General features: G+C 53.3%; 16 protein-coding genes. 5 read left to right on the forward strand and 11 right to left on the reverse strand.

Annotated features, from left to right (window positions below):
- Window positions 1-232: 232 nt before the first annotated feature.
- The 11 genes from AC07O1_RS16800 to AC07O1_RS16850 all read right to left on the reverse strand — a co-directional run bounded on the left by AC07O1_RS16800 (window position 233) and on the right by AC07O1_RS16850 (window position 12,239).
- Window positions 233-1,567, reverse strand: a complete 1,335-nt coding sequence (locus AC07O1_RS16800) for a hypothetical protein (protein ID WP_495089418.1) — start codon at window positions 1,565-1,567, stop codon at window positions 233-235.
- 161 nt (window positions 1,568-1,728) lie between these two features.
- Window positions 1,729-2,778: a pseudaminic acid synthase gene (gene pseI, locus AC07O1_RS16805; RefSeq protein WP_495089419.1), complete on the reverse strand. Its 1,050-nt coding sequence runs from the start codon at window positions 2,776-2,778 to the stop codon at window positions 1,729-1,731.
- Complete coding sequence (gene pseH / locus AC07O1_RS16810; protein WP_495089420.1) at window positions 2,775-3,332, reverse strand: UDP-4-amino-4,6-dideoxy-N-acetyl-beta-L-altrosamine N-acetyltransferase; 558 nt, start codon at window positions 3,330-3,332, stop codon at window positions 2,775-2,777. Before pseH ends, pseI begins: the two co-directional genes overlap by 4 nt.
- A complete protein-coding gene (pseG, locus tag AC07O1_RS16815) occupies window positions 3,332-4,468 on the reverse strand; it encodes a UDP-2,4-diacetamido-2,4,6-trideoxy-beta-L-altropyranose hydrolase (protein WP_495089421.1) in 1,137 nt (378 codons plus the stop codon). The genes pseH and pseG overlap by 1 nt, the downstream gene beginning before the upstream one ends.
- Before the next feature lie 11 nt (window positions 4,469-4,479).
- On the reverse strand, window positions 4,480-5,181 hold the full coding sequence (pseF, locus tag AC07O1_RS16820) for a pseudaminic acid cytidylyltransferase (protein ID WP_495089422.1): 702 nt from the start codon (window positions 5,179-5,181) through the stop codon (window positions 4,480-4,482).
- Window positions 5,178-5,813 carry an LbetaH domain-containing protein gene (locus AC07O1_RS16825; RefSeq protein ID WP_495011798.1) on the reverse strand — a complete coding sequence of 212 codons (636 nt, stop codon included), beginning with the start codon at window positions 5,811-5,813 and terminating at the stop codon, window positions 5,178-5,180. The genes pseF and AC07O1_RS16825 overlap by 4 nt, the downstream gene beginning before the upstream one ends.
- A 1-nt stretch (window position 5,814) precedes the next feature.
- A complete protein-coding gene (gene pseC, locus AC07O1_RS16830; RefSeq protein WP_495089423.1) occupies window positions 5,815-6,975 on the reverse strand; it encodes a UDP-4-amino-4,6-dideoxy-N-acetyl-beta-L-altrosamine transaminase in 1,161 nt (386 codons plus the stop codon).
- A 3-nt stretch (window positions 6,976-6,978) separates the two neighbouring features.
- Window positions 6,979-7,977: a UDP-N-acetylglucosamine 4,6-dehydratase (inverting) gene (gene pseB, locus AC07O1_RS16835; RefSeq protein WP_495011800.1), complete on the reverse strand. Its 999-nt coding sequence runs from the start codon at window positions 7,975-7,977 to the stop codon at window positions 6,979-6,981.
- Window positions 7,978-9,264, reverse strand: coding sequence for a lipopolysaccharide biosynthesis protein (locus AC07O1_RS16840; protein ID WP_495089424.1), 1,287 nt, complete (start codon window positions 9,262-9,264; stop codon window positions 7,978-7,980).
- A 271-nt stretch (window positions 9,265-9,535) separates the two neighbouring features.
- Window positions 9,536-11,761, reverse strand: a complete 2,226-nt coding sequence (locus AC07O1_RS16845) for a polysaccharide biosynthesis tyrosine autokinase (RefSeq protein ID WP_495089425.1) — start codon at window positions 11,759-11,761, stop codon at window positions 9,536-9,538.
- A gap of 37 nt (window positions 11,762-11,798) precedes the next feature.
- On the reverse strand, window positions 11,799-12,239 hold the full coding sequence (locus tag AC07O1_RS16850; RefSeq protein WP_495089426.1) for a low molecular weight protein-tyrosine-phosphatase: 441 nt from the start codon (window positions 12,237-12,239) through the stop codon (window positions 11,799-11,801).
- Between the two features lie 613 nt (window positions 12,240-12,852).
- On the opposite strand from AC07O1_RS16850, the gene rfaH reads away from it, so the two are divergent.
- The 5 genes from rfaH to AC07O1_RS16875 all read left to right on the forward strand — a co-directional run bounded on the left by rfaH (window position 12,853) and on the right by AC07O1_RS16875 (window position 15,699).
- Window positions 12,853-13,410, forward strand: a complete 558-nt coding sequence (rfaH, locus tag AC07O1_RS16855) for a transcription/translation regulatory transformer protein RfaH (protein WP_495089427.1) — start codon at window positions 12,853-12,855, stop codon at window positions 13,408-13,410.
- Between the two features lie 162 nt (window positions 13,411-13,572).
- Entirely contained in the window at window positions 13,573-13,848 is a 276-nt protein-coding gene (locus AC07O1_RS16860) for a hypothetical protein (RefSeq protein ID WP_495089428.1), read from the forward strand.
- Window positions 13,820-14,149 (forward strand): hypothetical protein, encoded by a 330-nt coding sequence (locus AC07O1_RS16865; RefSeq protein WP_495089429.1) that lies wholly within the window; start codon window positions 13,820-13,822, stop codon window positions 14,147-14,149. The genes AC07O1_RS16860 and AC07O1_RS16865 overlap by 29 nt, the downstream gene beginning before the upstream one ends.
- A 13-nt stretch (window positions 14,150-14,162) precedes the next feature.
- Window positions 14,163-14,783, forward strand: coding sequence for a hypothetical protein (locus AC07O1_RS16870; protein WP_495089430.1), 621 nt, complete (start codon window positions 14,163-14,165; stop codon window positions 14,781-14,783).
- 94 nt (window positions 14,784-14,877) lie between these two features.
- On the forward strand, window positions 14,878-15,699 hold the full coding sequence (locus tag AC07O1_RS16875; protein ID WP_495089431.1) for an aldo/keto reductase: 822 nt from the start codon (window positions 14,878-14,880) through the stop codon (window positions 15,697-15,699).
- The last annotated feature ends 26 nt before the right edge of the window (window positions 15,700-15,725 follow it).

Raw genomic sequence — 15,725 nt, forward strand, 5'->3', positions numbered from 1 at the left:
GCGGTCTGCTGTTTCTTTCTAAGTACGCAATAGTCAGCCCTCTCGAGGTTGAAGTTTAGAGAAGAAAACGGGGCTGGAGATGAGGCGATTATCGTTGGTGTGGAATTTATGCTCAATCATTGTTGTTTCAGTATATCTGTGGTGCCACATCTCCAGCGTATTAGTGCACTATCTTGTTATTTTTCTTTTACGGTGTTGTCAGCGGTATTGATAGAGTCTGCGTATCTTAAGTTTATACGCATGTTTGAGCTACCTCCAATAGGGTGTTGGCTACTGAGCGGACGTTATCTGTCGCCATAACTGCGGGCATGTTTAATGGGTCCGATATTATGCCCGGGAAGCTCGTTGCATAAAGTCGCTGGATCAATCGCACACGCTCTTCATCATTGGCAAGAGTAAATTGATTCATTTCGATTCGTCGAACTACTTCGGTGATTTCTGTGGGTTTGCCGATCCGTGCACAACCCGGCCCTTCTTCTACAATGCTAGGACCAATTTGTACTAGCGGTTTTCCGGACAATACACATTCCACAGCAACAGTACCTGTGACGGTGCATATGAGATCCACTTTGTCGAATACAACTGCCATGGTTTCATGAAGGGGGATCGGCGATACTTTAGGATGGGTGTGCAGTACTTCGAGCAGTTCGTCACTAAGTTCGTATTTGGCCTTGGGATTGACTTTTACCCATAGATGCCAGCCGATGGGCAAAGCGTCCGCAAGTTGAGCAATGAGTTTGGGTTGATCACGAAACTCTTGCCCCCAGAGGTCAATGTTCGCTTCCGGCTGCAGTTGCAAGGGATAGAGTGCAAGACGTTGTCCCTTGCTCTCCTTCGCCTTGGCGGTAGCAATCCGCTGCCAGGTTTTTAATCGTTGCTGTATCTGCCGGTCAAGTGACCATTTTCGCCATGGGGCCGGTGTATTGAAACGCTCGCCAGACAGATATCCACGCAATATGGTCAAGCGATCTTTCGTTGAACGAGGCAAGGGGAGAGTCCGTTCAGGTTCTAGACCGGAAGGTGGAATCATGTAGTCGGGCACGCGTTCGCGCTTACGAATGGCCTCAGCAAGTGCAAGACAATCGGCTTCGCTCGGCAATTCATTGTTATGCTCAAGCGGTACTTTACTGTCATATGTATAGACTGAGTAACGACCACTTGGATAGCCCAGCATACAGGGGTGGAAATAAGGAATATTTCGGCGGCGACACGCGTCAATGACGATTAACTCATGAAATAGAGTGCTCTCACCGATCACCACCTCTGGTCGCTCATGATCAAGCCATCGATCAATGGCCGTCTTGTAGTAACGATAGTGCCGGTCGTCGCCGCCAAAGTAATTGATATAGCGATCGGCGCGCCTGACTCGATCTAAGCCATTTGTCTGTCCAGCATCGCTCAAGTCGGTACGGCGAGGAAAGGGTATTGTGAGTATGGCATCCCCGGGAGGCATAAATACCGGGTTTTGCACCAACCAAACGACACTGTGCCCTAGCGAACGTAGTTCATGAGCCAGAGCGATCCAAAATACTGTTTTGTAGCGATTTTCGATGAAGGCGAATTTCATTGTCCCTGATCAGCCTTTTTTGTCAGTTGTCCGAACCCATTATTGGGAGTGCAGAATAGGTACAGTGCCAAGCAGCGGTACAAGAGGAGATTTCTAGATAATTTTCTGCAAAAAAGTTTAAGTTAATCTTTCCAGTACGAACACGACAGCTTGGGCGCGTATTATTCTACGTCCTCCATACGTACTGGTGAATTTATGTTAACTGCTATATTTACCCGCTTTCCAAGCACATTTTCTATTTGCTTTGGAGAAGCACCAAAGCCTGGGCGGACACTTCGCACAGCCTCCGGAGTGATCACGTCCCCAGCTTTCAAATTCTTCACGAAATATAGTGACCGTCGGAACTTCACATTTCCCAGTTCGCTGGATTTGCGCCCGTAATCAACTTGGCCCAATGCTGCCCAAGCAGTCTTGCTGTCGCGGCACAGCGCAGCCAACTCCGCCGGTTCGAGCGAGAAGCTGTCATCCGGACCACCGCCACTGCGGTTGAGAGTGAAGTGTTTTTCGATGATGGACGCGCCCATCACTACGCTGGCGATGGCGGTAGTATTGTCCAGCGTGTGGTCGGACAGGCCTGTGACCAAACCGAAGCGGCGCATCATGTCGGGAATGGTACGCAGGTTGTAATCAGCGGCTGGCGCGGGGTAACCACTGACGCAGTGAAGAATGGCCAGTTCCTTACAGCCACCTTCGTGAGCGGCGTCGATGGCTTCCTGGATTTCTTCGGCATCGGCCATACCGGTGGAGATAATCATCGGCTTGCCAGTACTGGCAACGTACTTGATCAAGGGCAGGTCAACTGCCTCAAAGGAAGCAATTTTATAGGCCGGTGCGTTGAGGTTTTCCAGCAGGTCGACAGCGGTGTTATCGAAGGGCGAACTGAAAATGGTGATCCCCAGTTTGCGAGCATGCTCGAACAGTGTCGCATGCCAGTCCCAAGGCATCTGGGCTTCCTTGTAAAGCTGATAGAGCGTCTTGCCATCCCATAGACCACCGCGGATCTGGAAGTCTTCAGAGTCGCAATCGAGGGTGATGGTATCGGCAGTATAGGACTGCAGCTTGACCGCATCAGCACCGGCTTTTTTCGCTTCTTCGATGATCTTTAGCGCGGTTTCAAGCTTGCCGTTATGGTTAGCGGAGAGCTCGGCGATGATGTAAGGAGCGTAATCGGGGCCAATTTTTCGCCCTGCAATTGAAATGTTCGGATTCATGCGCTTCTCCCGGAGAGTTTTACCAATTTATCCAACATGTCGGCACGCTTCTCAGTCCACTCAGATGCAAGCAGGCCCAGCCGATATATATCGATAAGGTCTTCATTGATTTTGTGGTGCTCGCGAAGTATACCTTCTACGCTGAAGCCAAATTTTTGGTGCAGTTTGATGACCGGGGCATTGAAGGCGAGCACTTCACAATGAAGTTTATGAAGGCCAAGTTCACCAAACGCACAGTCCAGAGCAAGGAATTCCATTTTACTGCCGGTGCCTTTCGGTGCCTCGGGAGATGCATAGAACGCCCAGGCTGAGTTTTCGCTGGTTCTGTCGATCCCGTTAAAACCGACAATACCGAGCGGTATCTCATCTGCTTCGTACATGAAATATCGCTGGTCGTCGCGCTGCTGAATTCGTGCCCACCAAGCAAGGTGTTCGTCCATGTTGATTTCGTGGCGGGTATACATATTGGCCCGCACGTTGGGAGCATTACGCCAGCCGAGCATTAGTTCAAGCTCTTGCTGTTTAATACCGCGCAGTTTTCCAAGTAGCTGCATTACATGCTCCATTTTTCAGTATTCAGCTTGTCCAGCGTGCTTGCGACAAATTGACAGCCTGTGCCGTCTGTAATTTGCTTGGCGTGCTCAGTGATGTTCTTCATGCGACACTTGTCATGCCGAAGTACACCGATTATCTGTACCAACTCTGCTATCAGGTGCTTTCCAAGACTTAGCGTTACGACTGCCTGTGCTTTATCCAGAATTGCTGCGGCCATTTTCTGGTTATCCGCCAGAACGACCAACACGGTCGGCAGACCCAGGCAGCAGCGTTCCCAGGTGGTGGCCCCTGCAGCACCGATCGCCAGGTCACTCTCGGCCATCAGCTGGGCCATATCGCTGACGCCTGACTTGACGGTTGTGGACCACGGCATCTGTTCGGCCAGTTGGCGAACTTCGGCAAGCCACGGAGCAGTAGACCCCATGACCACGGTAATCCGGCAGTTGGCTGGCAGTTCAGTGGATTTGAGCGCTTGCAGAACTTGTCCGGTGGTGTTGTCCTTGTCCACGCCGCCCATGGTGATGAGCAGGTGTTTGAGTTGCGGTTTTTTCCGACGCTCCAGGCTGTAGGCGCGTAAGGCCGCGAACTCGGGTCGTAGCAGGGAATATTGCGAGCCGCAGAGCAGGGTGCAAGCGTCAGGGAGCCAAGGTGCGTAGTCCTTGGCGTTGCGACCGAAGGTCTGATCCAGAAGGAGATCGCACTGGTGTGGACGGTCAGCCAGATCGTCGATCACCATCAGTTTGCGGTAATGCGACTTCAGCGCAGTTTCCCAACGAGCATCGAGCGCATAGTGGTCGACGATCAGCCAGTCAGGTATCAACTCGCCGAGAATGACGGTGCATTCGGCGGCGTCTTTTTCCTGAGTGGAGCCAAGCCAGGCGGCATGTGCCAATTGCGGCTCAGCGGTCGGCACATTGACGGCAATCAAGTTCACCCCAGCCGAGTCCGTGAGAGTCAAGGCATGGACCTGGAAGCCTTTGCTGCGGATATGTTCGATCAAATTGCCGGGATGTTCGCGGCAAATAAACCGGCATTCACCGCCTTGCAACTTGAGCGCAGTGGCCAGGGTCAGGCAACGCATGACGTGCCCCGTGCCCATTTGCAGTGAGGCGTCGACGCGGAAGACGACCTTCATTGTCTGCATCTTCACTGCGTTTCAGCCTGCATGGCCTTGAACAACCATTCGGCTCGCACCCAGTCTTCGGGCGTATCGATGTCCTGTACGCGGTGCCGCGGCAGAACTACGGGCATCGAGCCCGGGCTGAAGATCATCCGGCCTTGCAGCCAGGCATCGGCCTGGCCCCAGTAGAACTGCCCGGCGTCGTGCCAAGCGTCTTCAAGATCCTGAGAGCGGGTGTTGAAATGCTCCGGACTGAACATTTCGACCCGACCCTCGGCATTCAGGCGAATCGCCCTCTGGATCGGGAAGGCGTAGCTGGTGACCGAAAAGGCGTAATCGCAGCCGGCATCGTTGAGAGTGCCAAAACCGCGGCGGATATCTTCGGGGCTGACGAAAGGGGCGGTGGCATACAGGCAGCAAGCGTGCTCGACGGGTTGACCTTGGGCATTGAACCATTCAATGGCGTGTTGAATGACCGGAATGGTGCCGGTATGGTCGTCCGACAGTTCCGCGGGGCGCATAAAGGGCACCGTGGCTCCATAGTAACGAGCCACTTCTGCTATCTCTGGATCATCGGTGGAAACAATCACCTGATCGAAGCAGCCGCTTTGCAGCGCTGCATCGATAGACCAGGCGATCATCGGCTTTGCGCAGAACAGCTTGATGTTCTTGCGCGGGATGCGCTTGCTGCCGCCTCGAGCAGGAATTACTGCAATTTTCGTAGTCAACTATTGTTCCTCGGCTTGATGACGAGGTTGGGTGAGCTTCCGAAGACCAAGGAGTTTGCGGGTATATCGGTATCTTTTATATAAGTATTGGCCGAGACCACGACATTGTCGCCGATTAAGCATTTCCCCAAAATCTTCGATCCCGAAAACATTTGGACATTTTTGCCAATCTTCGGGAACACGCCTTGGTTATTGCCCACCGTACACAACTGAGCGAAAGTGAAGTCGTTTCCATAGCTTGCCCGTCCCATCACGCTGCCCACCGGGTGGTCTAAATGGAAAACCTCTGGCATCAAGACCTCATAATACAAGTCCACCCCATTCAGGGTCTTGTTTAAATAATAAATCTTATCGGCCAGCACTGGGTTTGTTGGGTTATCCAAAAAAACTTGGCGGGAGAGGAAGTACAAGAAGATGCAGTATTGCCCGGAGTGATAGATGGAAAAGAAAACCCTTCCGTCTTTCATGTAGTACTTGTTTGAGGACTGACTAAAGCATTTTTCAGTTTTGCTCAGGGCTTCGGCTAGACATCTAGATAAAGAGTCGCTTTCGGCTTCATCCAGCAGAAACAAATTATGAATCTGATGTTGAATCAATCTGTTCAGCACTTCGAGTGATGGCGAAATGATCATCTTATGCCTCTAAAGAGTATTTAAGGGCCTGGAGCACTTCATCTTGCTGAACATCACTCATGGTCTGGAACATTGGGATGCTGATAGCTTCCCGGTAGTAGGTTTGCGCCTGCGGAAAGTCTTCAGGCTGGAAGCCCATGCGTTCATAGTGAGGCTGGGTGTGCACCGGGATGTAGTGAAGATTGACGCCGATACCCAGCTCACGCAGAGACTCAAAGACCTGGCGGTGAGTCTTCTGGATTTGATCCAGCTGCAGGCGGATAACGTACAGGTGCAGGCCGGAGTAGCTGTCCGGGTGCTGCCAGGGTGTACTGACCGGCAGGCTGGCCAGCAGGTCGTCGTAGCGGCGGGCCAGTTGATGGCGGCGAGCCACATACTGATCCAGGCGCTCCATCTGGGTAACTCCCAATGCGGCCTGCAGTTCGGTCATGCGGTAATTGAAGCCCAGATCAATCTGCTGGTAGTACCAGGGGCCATCGGCCTCGTGCGTCATCTGCGCCGGATCACGAGTGATGCCGTGGCTGCGCAGCAGGGCCATTTTGTTCGCCAGTTCGCCATCGTTGGTCAGTGCCATGCCACCTTCGGCGGTGGTAATGATCTTCACAGGATGGAAACTGAATACGGTGATATCGCTGTAGCGGCAGTTGCCGATGAACTCGCCTTGGTACTTGCCACCGATGGCGTGGGAGGCGTCTTCGATGATCTTGAAGCCGTAGCGCTGGGACAGTGCATGAATGGCCTGCATGTCGCATGGCTGGCCACACAAATGCACCGGCACTAGCACTTTGGGCAGCGTGCCCTCGAGTTCGGCCTGTGCCAGCTTGAGCGCGAGCGCTTGCGGGCAGAGGTTGTAGGTACGCGGGTCAATATCGACAAAATCGACCTCGGCGCCGCAGTACAACGCACAGTTGGCCGAGGCCACGAAGGTGATCGGTGTGGTCCACAACCGATCGCCCGGGCCAAGCCCAAGGGCCAGGCAGGCAATGTGCAATGCCGAGGTGGCACTGTTCACTGCCAGGGCATGGCTGGCACCGACGTGCTGCGCGACATCTTGCTCGAAGCGAGGCACCATCGGTCCTTGGGTCAGGAAATCGGATTGCAGTACACCCACGACCGCATCGATATCGGTTTGGGTGATTTCTTGGCGGCCGTAGGGAATCATGTATCAGATGCTCCCGATCTTTTCGCGGTTGATGTCGATCCAGTTTTCCAGATCGGCGTCGCTCATCCACTCGCTGTTGTTATCGCTGGCGTAGACGAAGTCTTCCGGCACTCGAGTACCGTCCTTGATGCGCTTGGCACAGGTGGCCCAGCCATTGATCGTCGGCAGAATCTTGAAATGCTGAGGGTATTCGTAGGTGTAATAGGCGTCTTCGGCGCTGATCATCTGCTCGTGGAGTTTCTCGCCGGGACGGATACCGACGACTTTCTGCTCCGCCTCCGGGGCAACCACTCGAGCGAGATCTGTCACTTTCATGGACGGGATTTTCTTCACATAAATCTCGCCGCCTTCCATGTCTTCAAAGGCATGCCAGACCAGCTTTACCGCTTCCTCGAGCGAGATCATGAAACGTGTCATGCGCTCGTCGGTAATTGGCAGTACACCTTTGTTCTTGATCGACATGAAGAACGGGATTACCGAACCACGTGACCCCATGACGTTGCCATATCGAACCACGGCGAAGCGTGAGTCATGAGCGCCCGAATAGGAGTTGCCTGCGACAAACATTTTGTCTGACGCCAGTTTGGTCGCGCCGTACAAGTTGATTGGGCTGCTGGCTTTATCGGTGGACAGGGCAACAGTGCGACGCACACCTTTATCAATACACGCGTCGATCAGGTTCATTGCCCCATTGATGTTAGTTTTCACACATTCAAACGGGTTGTACTCGGCAGTCGGTACAATTTTGGTTGCGGCGGCGTGCACCACATAGTCGACACCGTCCAGTGCCCGGTACAGGCGGTCCTTGTCACGTACATCGCCGATGAAAAAGCGCACCCGCGAGTCGCCTTCGAACTTCTTGGCCATGTCCCACTGTTTCATCTCGTCACGGGAGAAGATGATGATCTTTTTCGGGTTGTATTTTGCCAGCGTCATGGGCACGAACGTATTACCGAAAGAGCCGGTGCCGCCAGTGACGAGAATAGTTTTGTTAGTAAGCATTCAACGGGTTCCTTTGAAAAGCGTTATAGGTGTAGATGAAATCGATCGGTACTGCGCCGGGGTCAAACGGATAAAAGCCAAGCACTTCCACAACAGGATCAGCAAGAAAGCGGCACACAGACCCAATGGCACCGCTTGTAAGGGCCAGTGTCTGGAAAAGAGCCAGGTTGTTGGAAGAAAGATCAGCAGGCTGGCTATATGGCTATGAATAATCGGCCGGTCGAGCCCTTGTGCATACAGCGCATAGTGCGGAACCATGCCCAGCGAATAGAGCAGCGTGATTAGCAGGGTCCAGGGAAATAGACCTTGGTTTTCAAGGTATAACGGCTTGTTAAGCCAGATCAAAAGTGGATCAATAACCAATAGCGCAATTATCGCAAACGCACCTGAAAACATCAGGGTCTGCAACAGTAATGCACGCAGCTTAAGACGAAAAGAAACAGCGTCCTTGTTGTGATACGCACTGATCAGGCCGGGGTAGATAAAGGCGAATACGCCGGCGTCGAGAAATGACAGAAGCGCACTGCTGATTCCCATAAACAGCACATAAGCGCCCAGGGTTTCCAGGCTCGTCAGGTCCGCAAACCAGTAGCGATCCACTGTAAACACGCCGCGGATAGCCAGAGTGGCTATCAACAAGGGGATGGCGACTTTCAGGCCTTTACCAATCCACTGCCAATCGACCTGCTTATGCCAACCGGAAATATTTAAACGCTTTAAGCGATAGATACCCAGAAACAGTGCTGCCAGGCTGCCAAGCGTCCAGCCGCCAAGCACAAAGTCCAGATCGCGAGTATCAGGCTGAACAAACATGACCGACGTAACGATCACCGCCCAAATGCCAGAACGGAGAAACAACACGACGCTAGCGAGCAATTGCTCCGAGATCGCTATCAGCAGGCGACCCAGCTCCTGCGTCAAATGCTCTAGTACCAGCAATATAAAGAACCAGCCCGCGACGCTCCAGGGCAGGAGTCCCTCTAGGAAAATCAAGCTCAGCAGCGGTAGGACTATGGCGTAAAGTACCAGCGAAAGTGCGCCTTGGTCCTTGAACAGTCCACCCCATTCGTGGCGCTCTCGTTTAAGAATTTCCCGTGTGGTGAACGTGTAGAAGTCGAACCCCAGCAGATAAAGTGCATAGCCGATAGTGACGGTGAGCAAGCCGTAGAGACCCAGCTCCGCCGGCTCGAGAAATTTCGCCAAGAAAAATATCAACAGAAACTTGCTGGCGAGTGTTATACCGCGCAGTGCGATATTAATAACGCGTGTGAGGCTTTGTTTCGGCATTGGATGTTGTGTCTTTTACAATTGGCGAAGGGGGGCTATGGCCAGGCTTAACGGAATTTGCAAGGCTACTTATAAGGCCTTTTTCGACAATCAATCAGTAGCAGTAATAACTATGATTTGGGCACGCTACCGCCCCAGGATTAGACGCTAGTCCCTGAGAGCGGCTTGAGTTATCAGTGGCTCTGCATCTTGTGTTGCTGATGCAGAGAGTACGGTGCTATGGGTGCTGTTAGAGGGTTTGCGCAGCTATCATCAGGGCTACTGTGTAACTTTAAACTTTCTCTGACTTATATTCGTAGTTGTAATAACCATAATCGCTATAGCCATATTTGGCTGAGGCGCGTTTTTCAACGCCATTGAAAATCGCGCCTTTCAAATCAATGCCATTTTGTGCAAAGCGACGCATGGTCAATTCAATTTCACGAGCCGGGTTAAGCGCAAAACGCGCCACAATCAAGCTGGTGCCCGACTGGCGGCCGACAATGGCCGCATCCGTCACCGCCAGCAATGGCGGGGTATCCAGAATCACCAGGTCATACTGGGCGCTGACTTGCTCCAGAAAGGCACTGAAGTTCGAGTGCATTAGCAGCTCTGAAGGATTGGGCGGTATTTGTCCGCGGCCGATAACGTCAAGGTGTTCGAATTCAGTTTTATTGATCGCGGTTGCAAGGTCGCAACGCTTAACCAGTAAGTCAGAAAGCCCATTTTCAGCGGGGACTCCAAATATTTTATGCAGATACCCTTTGCGCATATCCACGTCGACCAGCAATACCCGTTGGCCGGTTTGAGCGATGACGGCGGCAAGGTTGGCGGAAATGAACGTTTTACCGACCTTGGGGCTTGGGCCGGAGATCATCAGGCGATTATTGCCAGCTTCAAGCATGGCGAAGTGCAGGCTGGTGCGCAGGCTGCGCAATCCTTCCATCGCCAGGTCGGTGGGGTGACTGCTGGCCAGTATGGGTGCGGTCTTGTTGGCGCGGCCCCGGGCATGGGGGATTTTGCTTTCTTCAACTTTCTGCAGCGTGCTGAATGGAATAGATGCATACACCGGCAATCCCAACTTTTCAATTTGATCCGGATTTTCCACGCCGCGGTTAAGGGCCTTGCGGAAAAGCACCAATGCAATCGCCAGGCAAGTCCCGAACAGGGTGGCGAGGAGTACGATCAGGGCCTTCTTCGGTTTAATCGGCTTGCGCAGATCCACATCGGCGGTATCGATCAAGCGCACGTTGCCCACGGTGCCGGCACGCATCACATCCAGTTCCTGGGATTTATTCAGGAGCTGGGTATAAATTTCGGTGCTGACTTTTACATCGCGGGTGAGGCTAAGGAGTTCTTGCTGTGTTGAAGGCAGGCCCTCGACTTTTTTGGCCAAGCCATGCTGCTTGCCTGTGAGCTCGGCTAATTGGCTGAGCAAGGCCCGATAGGCGGGATGCTGAGGGGTAAACTTGCGGTCCATTTCCGCTTGCTGCAATTTCAGTGCGGAGATGCTGGTGTCAAGCGCCACGATCTGATCGAGAATGGCTTTGGCTTCCAGGCTGATATCGATGGATTTACTACGAATCTGATACTTGTTCAGGGCGTTTTCGGCTTTCTCCAGATCTTGACGGACCTGGGGCAGTTGATCTTTTAGAAACTCCAGGCTTTGAGCGGCTTCGGCCGACGTCCGCTCAACATTTTGCCGTACATAGAGCCTGGCGATTTCATTGAGGATTTGAATGGCCTCAGTCGGGGCCGTGCTCTCAAGAGCAAGTCCAATCATGCCGGATTCTTTACCACGTTCTGCTACATCCAGCACCTTTTGGTACTTCAAGATACTGGTCAGGCGTGGCTCACGTACAATGCTGAACGTGGTGCCAGGATTAGCCTGCAACACTTCGATCTGCAGTTTGATGCCATCCTGGTCATAGGCTTGACCCACTTGGCTTTGGACCAGGACATTGTCGTCTCCATCCAGCAACCTGAAGTGGCCGTTTTCACCGCTGACCAGCGTCAGCTCCTGACTCAGGAGCGCTTGTGGGAGCTCGAGCTGAAATACTTTCAGCTTTTCACCACCCCAGGCAAAGCTGTTCATGCCAAGCCATGGCGTCGCGACCGTATTTATAGCGTCTGGTTTGAACCGACGAGCAATAAAGTCGCCGATCACCGGAAAGCGGTTCGGCTCGACGCTAAGATCGAGCGTTAGATTATCGACAACTTTGCCGATGATTGCGCGCGACTTGATTAGTTCAATTTCTGTGGCGGAAGGCGACTCTTTACCCAACATGCTGCCGATATCGGAGAAACCAAGCATGTCATTTTTTTTTGCCTCCACCTGTATCAAGGCAGTCGCCTGATAAACAGGAGTGGCCAACACCGCATATGCAGTTCCAACGGCCATAAAGGCAGCAGTGATCCCGCCAATCAACCATTTATGATCGACCACTGTCCCGAGTAGACCCATCAAGTCGATTTCATCATCATCGTCATGTGAGGTTAATGTTGGAGCTTGCTGCATAAGTGGGTTCTTTTTTAACAAGTATTCGAGGAGTGGTTTAGCGTGCGAGACGCCGTGCCCAGGCGTTTACTGCTTCTTCAATCAACGCGTATGCGTGCACAAAGGCCGGTTTGCCTTGACGGTAGGGGTCGTTGATTTCGCGGTCGTTCTGCCACTTGCCCAGCAAGAAGACCTTTCCGCGCGCTTCAGGCGCAAGCTTGAGAACACGGTCTATGTGGTGCTGCTCCATCACCAGGATCAGATCCGATTCGCTGATGGCGGCGGCGGTCAGTTGATTGGCTTTGTGGTCTTTTGGCAGATGGCCATGCTCCTCCAGTACGACCCGGGCAGTGGGTTCGATGGGGCTGTCTTCAAGCGCGTGAAGACCCGCGGAGCTAACTTCGATGTCGGATGGATTAAGTGCGTCTCGCAACAAATTCTCTGCAGTAGGACTGCGGCAAATGTTGCCAATGCAAACGATTAAAATCTTTTTAAACAAGGCAACCTCCATTGTCGCGTCAACTATTTGCAATAGTGTCGAAAATCATAACTGTGAAATTGCGAAGACTTCAACCTTTAAATGCCGAGCGGTGATAGGGCGCTGCACTTAAAAAACTATCCATTGATTAATGCGGACAAAAAATAACATTTTCAGATCTGCGCAGACAAAAAATAACATTTCTTGATTGTATTCAGACAAAAAATAACATTTTCGGATTTTCTTGTGCCGGTCGTTATAAGGTTGTTTTTATAGTTAAAATCCTCAAGCCCGACACCGCGAGCGTAAGAGTCTTGCCCGGCGTTCAGGGTTTTCTAACATTTGGTCGTTGGTTACAGGTTTTGGGTGTTCTGAATAGGCGAAGCTTTCATGATTCGCCTATTCCTTTCCCCTCGGTTGGCTATGGCACTGGTTAGTTGCCTGGCCCCTAAGACCGTACCCAGGGAAATACTGCTGGTGGTTAACAAGTCGCTGATCCAGTACATCAGGCTTTGAAAATGTAAACCCGACGATGTCGTAAGCAGGCGTTATCCGAATGCGCTGACCAGAGCAGTGCTGGGGCTGTTTTTTTGTATGGGCGAAGCCATGATGAGTAATTCGAAGTTTAAGGTAGATGAAGCAGAAGGGGCTCATTGTGTTCGCCCATAATGGAACAGCTGTTCGAAACAGCGAGCGTGAGAACCTCACCGCTAGCGCCTGGTATTTGGTCCAGTGCAAGGCGAGCCAGGACGAACGGGCGGTGACCCATCTGGTGAACCAGGGATATACCTGCTTTCGCCCCACGCACCGGCGCGAGCGTGTTGTACAGGGGCGGCGGCGGATTGTTTGCGAATCGCTGTTTCCAGGTTACCTGTTTATTCAGCTCGGTTCGGATGATAACTGGGCGCCCTTGCGTTCTACCCGCGGCGTATCGCGAATTGTCAGTTTTGGAGGCAAGCCGCTTCCCGTGGAAGATGCCTTGATCGCAGAACTTCGCGAGCACGATAGCGGAGCTCCGGTGGAGGTTCGGTTTGCCTGCGGAGAACGGGTGCGTATCAACGAGGGGCCGTTTGTCGAATTGGAAGCCATCTTCCTGGCGATGGAGGGAGAGGAGCGAGTGGTGCTGCTGATGAAACTCCTGCAACGTGAGCAGAAAATCACGATGCCCTTGGCTGGGGTGAGTAAGCGTTGAGAAGCGCTGTGTTCCGGCACCTGCTGGAAAAACACCCGTTGGCCGCAAAAAATCCTGGCCGTGATCAATGGTTATTTGCAAAAAAAGGTTTTCCCTTCGCCAGGGGACGATCATCGATACCACTCTCCCTCATTGGCGCTTCGATGTTAAAGGGAACGATCCATGTTACTGACTAAACCCGAGCAGGACCTCAAGCGTGACCTTCAGGGCATCGCATCAGACCTGAAATGGTCTGCGGTGGAACTGCTGCGGATTGCCGAACGTCTGGGTATGGCCGGGAATGACGCAGATGCTCAGGCTGTGCTGCGCATGACGGCGGTGCTGCGTGCGGGCGAAAACAAACTGGATGTCTATGCTGAAGAGGTGAGGTCCGGGCGGTTTGGCAGTCTGGCGTCGAGCGGTGAGCGTCTTGAAGCGCTTGGGCATCGCAGCCTATGAGTCGCGCCTGCCTGCGCAGGACGGTGCAGCGACGCCAGTGCTTGAGTTGAACGACAGTGTCACGGGGCAGGAGATTGCCATGTCAGCCATTTTAAAACTGGCAACGGGACTGGTTGTGTTGTTCGTGCTGGCACTGTTGGCTGTTGCGGCTGCTGGCTGGAACAGCAAGGTGATGAGCTCGCTGGAGGGACGATCTGAAGGGCTGAAGCATTGCCCGGAAAGCTCCACCGCAGCCTCCGCGGATTCTTTCGCCAGAACACGACCGTCATGCGGTTCAGATCAGATGGCATCCAGTATTTGAAGGTGTTGCAGGTATGAGGTTGGTGGAAATCGCTCAGTACGCAGGCATCTCAGTGATGATTCCCGCGGCGTTGGTTGTTGCGGGTTGGCTTTGCGTGTCCAGGTCAAGAAAGTCGGCACTGCTATGGGGCGTGATTTTGCTCCTTGCCTACCTCATTGTTGGCGCGAGCAAGATCCTTTTCAAAGGCTGGGGCATTGGCTGGCAAAGCCTCGATATCGCGGTCATTAGCGGTCATGCGACGAATTTCAGCCTGGTCGTGCCGGTCATGCTGAGTCTGCTTGCCGGGCAGATACAACCACGGTTTCGATGGCCGGCAGCCGGTCTGGGCCTGGTGGCCAGCTGGTGGTTCACGGTTAATTGTGTGGCCCCGTATGTACACCCGCTGTCAGAAGCCATTGCAGGCGGGCTGCTCGGATCTTCCGCCGCCTGTGCATTCCTTTATTTCACCAGGAATGTCGATATCAGGAGCATTCACTCTGCGGCATTGGTGGGTGGTCTGCTTTTTATCGGCTTTTGTTCAACGCTCGAGAAGTATTCAGCGGAAACGACGCTGGGTCATATTGCCGTATCGCTTTCTGGAGAGGAAAAAGCCTTTCGCCAACCCTCTTGGCGCGTGCTGCCAAACCGGTCATAGGGTCTGACGTTCAGCCCTTGACCTTCACTCCTGTCGCCCCCTTTGCTGAACGGGTGCCACACTGATAGTCATCGGATGTCATCAGGAGGTTGCAATGCGAACGCTCGATCTGGCAGGCGTATCCGTCCCGGTCATCGGCCAGGGGACCTGGCGCATGGGTGAGGATCCGCACCAGCGCGCTACTGAAGTGGCTGCGTTGCGATCAGGCATTGAACTGGGCATGACGCTGATCGACACCGCGGAAATGTACGCCGAGGGCGGCGCTGAAGACGTCGTCGGTGAAGCGATCCGTGGTCAGCGTGATCGGGTGTTTCTGGTCAGTAAAGTCTACCCGCACAATGCCAGTCGCAAAGGCATCCCCCTGGCGTGTGAGAGGAGTCTGAGGCGTCTGGGCACTGACTATCTCGATGCGTATCTGCTGCATTGGCGCGGTGAATATCCCCTTGAAGAAACGGTCGAGGCCTTCGAGCGCTTGCGCGAGGCGGGCAAGATCGGACGTTGGGGTGTCTCCAATTTCGACCTGGCGGACCTGCAAGAACTGGCTGGTGCGGCCTGTGCAACCAATCAGGTGCTCTACAACGTCGAAGAGCGTGGCATCGAGTTTGATCTGTTGCCCTGGGGGCAGCAGCATCATCTGCCGCTAATGGCGTACTGCCCGATTTCCCAGGGGGGAGAACTGCTCAACAGTCCGACGCTCAAGCATATCGCCAACCTTCATGGCGTGACTCCGGCGCAAGTGGCGCTGGCCTGGGTGCTGCGTCAGGACGGGGTCATCGCCATCCCCAAAGCCGTCAAGCCCGAGCATGTCCGGCTGAATGCCGAAGCAGCGACATTGAAACTGGACACCGAGGACTTGCAGGCGATTGACCGGGTGTTCTGCGCTCCAAAGCGCACGCACCCACTGGCAATGGTTTGAACCCATGCATGATGCCTGAGGTGAGT

Source organism: Pseudomonas sp. GW821-FHT07G10 (assembly GCF_059418545.1).